Below are 4,667 nucleotides of genomic sequence, written 5' to 3'. Positions count from 1 at the left end.
CTTTTCCAGGCGGTGAACAGCACGCGGCGGCAGGGCAGGTTCAGCCCCATGCCGATGGCGTCGGTTGCCACCACCACATCGGCCTCGCCGGACAGGAAGCGCGCCGCCTCGCGCCGCCGCACCGCCGGGGCGAGCGCACCATAGATGGCGGCGACCGACAGGCCCTGGGCCAGCAGGGTGTCGCGGACGCTGTGAACCTCACGGCGGGAGAAGGCGATCAGCGCATCGCCGCGCTCCACCTCGGCCCACTCCAGCCGGCGGTCGAGCATCGACAGCGGGGTCTTGCGGTCAAGCTCCACCACCTCCAGCGGTTCGCCGAGATGGGCGGCGGCACGCTCCACCAGTTGCCGGACCTCCGGCGCGCCGAGGATGTAGACGGTCTCGGCCGGCACGCCCATCAGGGCGGCGGTCCAGGCCCAGCCGCGCGCCGGGTCGGCCAGCATCTGGATCTCGTCGATCACAGCGACCTCGACCGGCCGGTCGGGATCCATCACCTCGATGGTCGAGGCGGTGTGGCGGGCGCCTGGCGTGCGGATTTCCTCCTCGCCGGTGATCAGGGTGGTGGGGGTGCCTTCGGCATTCAGCCGCTCCATCACCTCCAGCGCCAGCAGGCGCAGCGGCGCCAGATAGACGCCGTCGCGGGCCTCGCGGAGCGCCGAAATGGCGCGGTGCGTCTTGCCGGAGTTGGTCGGCCCGATCACCAGGACCAGACGGCGGCTCATGCCGCGCGCCACCGGGAACAGCCGTTCGAAGCGGGAAAAGTCGAAATGCCGGTCGACATAGAGCCGGCCGCGCGCCTCTGCCCGGTCGCGGCGCCACTGGTCGTACTCGCGGTCCCAGCGGTCGAGCAGTTCGTCGGCGTCCCTGCGGTTGCGGGCGGCCTTGTTCAGGCGCTCGGCAAGGCTGGCGAAGCCCCAGTCGGGATCGTCGCCGGCCCGCTCGGCCAGTTGGCGCAGTCGGGCCGGCGACGCGCGACAGGCCGTCGTCCAGCGCAGCGCGCAGATTAGGGTCGTGGTCCAGCCGGGCCGACAGTTCGGTGTCCGACAGGTCCGACAGTTCCAGCGCGTCGAAGGTCCGGGCGACCTGCAGGCGGATCGCCGGCGAGAAGCCGGGCCAGGGCAGGTCGTCGCTGCGCACGGCGCGGACGCGGGTGCGGTCCTCGCAGGAGAGAAGGGCGGTGTGGCTGCCGGCCAGCGCCCGGCGGCCCTGGGCAAGCAGGTCGTCGCGGCGGTGGGCACGGTCGATGCGGCCGGCGATCTCCAGCAGGATGGCCGCGCGCCGCTCCGCCGGCACCAGCAGGTCGCGCTTGCCCTTCGGCAGCGGCAGGCCGAGCGGCACCAGACCGCGCGCCTCGGCGTCGGTCATCCGCAGCAGGCCGGCGGCTCCCAGCGTCGTCACCTCCGGATGGGCGACGGCGAGGTCGTGGACCAGATGTGGGTCGGCGGTGGTTGTGGCGGCCGGCGCGTTGGCGTCGTCTGTCATGGGACCTGTCCGGAAGCGATGTGGTGCAGCACGATGCCGCTGGTGGTCGCCACATTGAGGGAATCGAAGCCGCCCGCCATCGGGATGCACACGCTGCGGGCGCGGGCCAGCAGGGCCGGTGGCAGGCCCGGCCCTTCCGACCCGAACAGCAGGGCGGCGCGGCGCGGCGGTGTCAGGGCGGTCAGCGTCTCGGCACCGGAGGGGCTGAGCGCCACCGCCTCGAAGCCGAACCGGTCGAGAAGGGCGAGTGGGTCTTCGTCGTCGGCGAGCTTCGCCGTCGGCACCAGCAGGGTGGCGCCGACCGAAACACGGATCGCTTTGCGGTAGAGCGGGTCGCAGCAGCCGGGATCGAGGATCACCGCATCGGCGCCGAAGGCGGCGGCGTTGCGGAAGATGCCGCCCATATTGTCGTGGTTGCCGATGCCGAACAGCATGACGATTCGGGCGACCGGTCCGCAGGCGGCCAGCAGATCGGCGGCACTGGGGACGATGGTCTTTTCTCCCACAGCCAGGATACCGCGATGCAGGGGGAAACCGGCGATGCGGTCCAGAACGGGCTGGGTTGCGGTGTAGACGGGGGTGTCCGCCGGCAGGGCGGCCAGCATCGGCTCCAGTGCCGCCACGCGCTTGTCGGCGATCAGCAGCGAGCGGGCGCGATAGCGGGTGGACTGGACGAGGCTGCGCACCACCACTGCCCCTTCGGCGATGAACAGCCCATCACGGCCGACGAGATCGCGCTCCCGCACGTCGCGGTAGGGCTCGATGCGCGGGTCTTCGGGGTCGGTGATCGGGATGATTGTGGGCAAGAGGCGGCTCGGCGTCTGGGATGTGCGCCTACTTAGTGCATATGGAGGCGGGTTTCCAATGCCCTGGCACAGTTGGCCCTCTGCCTCCATGGGCATACCCCCTTGCGGATGCACAAGTCTCCGCTCATGTTGCGATGCAGCAAAGTTATTTGGGGACGTGCCGGCCATGACGATGATCCGAACGCTGTGGAACCGCATGCGCGGACGGGCGAAGCCTGCACCGCGCGCCCTGCCGGCGGAACCGCTGGAGCTGTCGGGGCCGGGGCCGATGCTGGCTCTGCCGCCGCCCAAGCCGACGCTGGCGCTGGCATTGCAGGGGGGCGGGGCACACGGAGCCTTCACCTGGGGCGTGCTCGACCGGCTGCTGGAGGAAGACATCCGGCTGGTTGGGGTCAGCGGCGCCAGCGCCGGCGCGATGAATGCCGCCATGCTGGTCCAGGGCTGGGCGCGGGGTGGTGGCGCCGCGCCGAGGGAGGGGGCGCGGTCGGAGTTGGCGAATTTCTGGGAGCGGGTGAGCGCCGCCGGCCGGCTGGGACCGATCCGGCCGAACCTGACCGACCGGCTTCTTGGCCGCTGGAATGTCGATCATACGCCGGGAACCCATCTGGTGGAGTGGGCGCGGCGCTGGGTCAGTCCCTATCGGACGCAATCGGCGGATTTCCACCCGCTGCGCGGCCTGCTGAGCGAGTTGGTCGAACCGGACCTGATCCGGCGCAGCGGACTGCGGCTGTTTGTCAGCGCCACAACTGTACGGACGGGTGCCCTGCGGCTGTTCGACGAGACGGAGGTCGAGGTCGATCATCTGCTGGCCTCTGCCTGCCTGCCGTCATTGTTCCGTGCGGTGCGGATCGACGGGCAGGATTATTGGGATGGCGGCTATCTCGCCAACCCACCGCTGTCGCCGCTGGCCGAGGCCTGTCCCGGCGCCGATCTGCTGGTGGTGGCGATCAATCCCTTCACCTGCGCCACCACGCCGGAGGACCCCGCCGGGATCGCCGCCCGCCTGAACCAGATCACCTTCAACGCCGCCCTGCTGCAGGAGATGCGCTGCCTGTCCGCCCGTGCCGACGCGCCCCGCCTGCATTTGATCGGCGCTGACGAGCATCTGCAGGATCTGGGGCTCTATTCGAAGCTGATGACCGACTGGAGCTTCCTGAACTGGCTGCGCGACGCCGGGCGCGAGGCGGCGGGACGCTGGGTGGCGGAGAATATGCGGGCCGTCGGTGTCGAGAGTTCGGTGCGGACACCCGCCCTCGCCTGACGCTCACTCTGCCGGGTGGTGCCCTGCCGGGTGCTGCTGGGCATCGGGGTCGTCGTGGGCGAACCAGCGCTTCATCCGGCGCGACAGCCCGTCGAGATAGGTCAACGCCACCGGCACCACCAGCAGCGTCAGGATGGTCGAGGACAACAGGCCGCCGATCACCGCATGGGCCATCGGTGCACGCTGCTGCGCCCCCTCGCCGATGCCGAGCGCCAGCGGGATCATGCCGAAGATCATCGCCGCAGTGGTCATCACGATGGGACGCAGGCGGATGATGCCGGCCTCCACCAGCGCATCGTGCAGGCTGGCGCCGCGCTTGCGGGCCTGATTGGCGAAATCGACCAGCAGGATGGCGTTCTTGGTCACCAGACCCATCAGCATGATGAAGCCGATGGCGCTGAAGATGTTCAGCGTCGATCCCGCCACCAGCAGGCCCAGGAACACGCCGACCAACGACAAGGGCAGTGAGGCCATGATGGCGAACGGTTGCAGGAAGCTGCCGAACTGCGAGGCCAGGATCAGGTAGATCAGGATGACGGCCAGCGCCAGGGCCTGGGCCGCATAGCCGCTGGTCTCGGCGATGTCCTTGGTCGAGCCGCCGAAGACGATGCGGTAGCCGGGCGGCAGCTCGATCTTCGCCAATGCCGCCTGCAGGTCGCGTCCGGCGTCGCCGGCGGCGCGGCCCTGGACGTTGGCCTGGACATTCACCTCGCGCTGCAGATCGCGCCGGTTGATCTGCGAGGCGCCGAGCGTCGTCGTCACCTCGGCCACCTGGGACAGCGGGATCATGCGGGGCGCGCCGCTGGCGTCCATGCCGCCGGAGAAATGGATGCGGTCGAGATCGGCGCGGCTGACGCGGTCGCCTTCCGGCAGACGGACCAGCACGTCGTAGCTTTCGCCGTCCGGTGCCTTCCAACTCGACACCGTATCCCCGGCGAACAGCGGGCGCAGCGTTTCGGCGACCTTGGCGGTGCCGATGCCGAGGTCACTGGCGAGGTCGCGCTCCAGCCGGGACGCCAGCGTCGGCTTGGCCGCCTTCAGCGTGCTGTCGACGTCGACGAAGCCGGGGATGGCGCGCATGGCACCGATCACCGTCTGCGACAGCCTGTCCAGGTCGG

Annotated in this window: 4 protein-coding genes; 1 reads left to right on the top strand and 3 read right to left on the bottom strand. The window is 70.2% G+C overall.

Annotated elements, in window-relative coordinates:
* Nucleotides 1–1,214: helicase-related protein (locus I71_RS01175; RefSeq protein ID WP_280109832.1), on the bottom strand; the 1,214-nt coding region annotated here is incomplete at its 3' end.
* Between the two features lie 264 nt (nt 1,215–1,478).
* Entirely contained in the window at nt 1,479–2,288 is an 810-nt protein-coding gene (locus I71_RS01170) for an RNA methyltransferase (protein WP_042689012.1), read from the bottom strand.
* 166 nt (nt 2,289–2,454) lie between these two features.
* Between I71_RS01170 and I71_RS01165 the strand changes: the two genes are divergently transcribed.
* Nucleotides 2,455–3,549 (top strand): patatin-like phospholipase family protein, encoded by a 1,095-nt coding sequence (locus I71_RS01165; protein ID WP_083896898.1) that lies wholly within the window; start codon nt 2,455–2,457, stop codon nt 3,547–3,549.
* Between the two features lie 3 nt (nt 3,550–3,552).
* On the opposite strand, the gene I71_RS01160 is transcribed toward I71_RS01165, so the two are convergent.
* A partial coding sequence (locus tag I71_RS01160) for an efflux RND transporter permease subunit (RefSeq protein WP_042689007.1) occupies nt 3,553–4,667 on the bottom strand: 1,115 nt, incomplete at its 5' end.

The sequence above is a fragment of the Azospirillum sp. B506 genome, from assembly GCF_000333595.1.
In the GTDB taxonomy this organism is placed as follows: domain Bacteria; phylum Pseudomonadota; class Alphaproteobacteria; order Azospirillales; family Azospirillaceae; genus Azospirillum.
The sequence above is the reverse complement of the archived record's forward strand: the minus strand, read 5'-3'. Positions and strand labels throughout refer to the sequence as shown.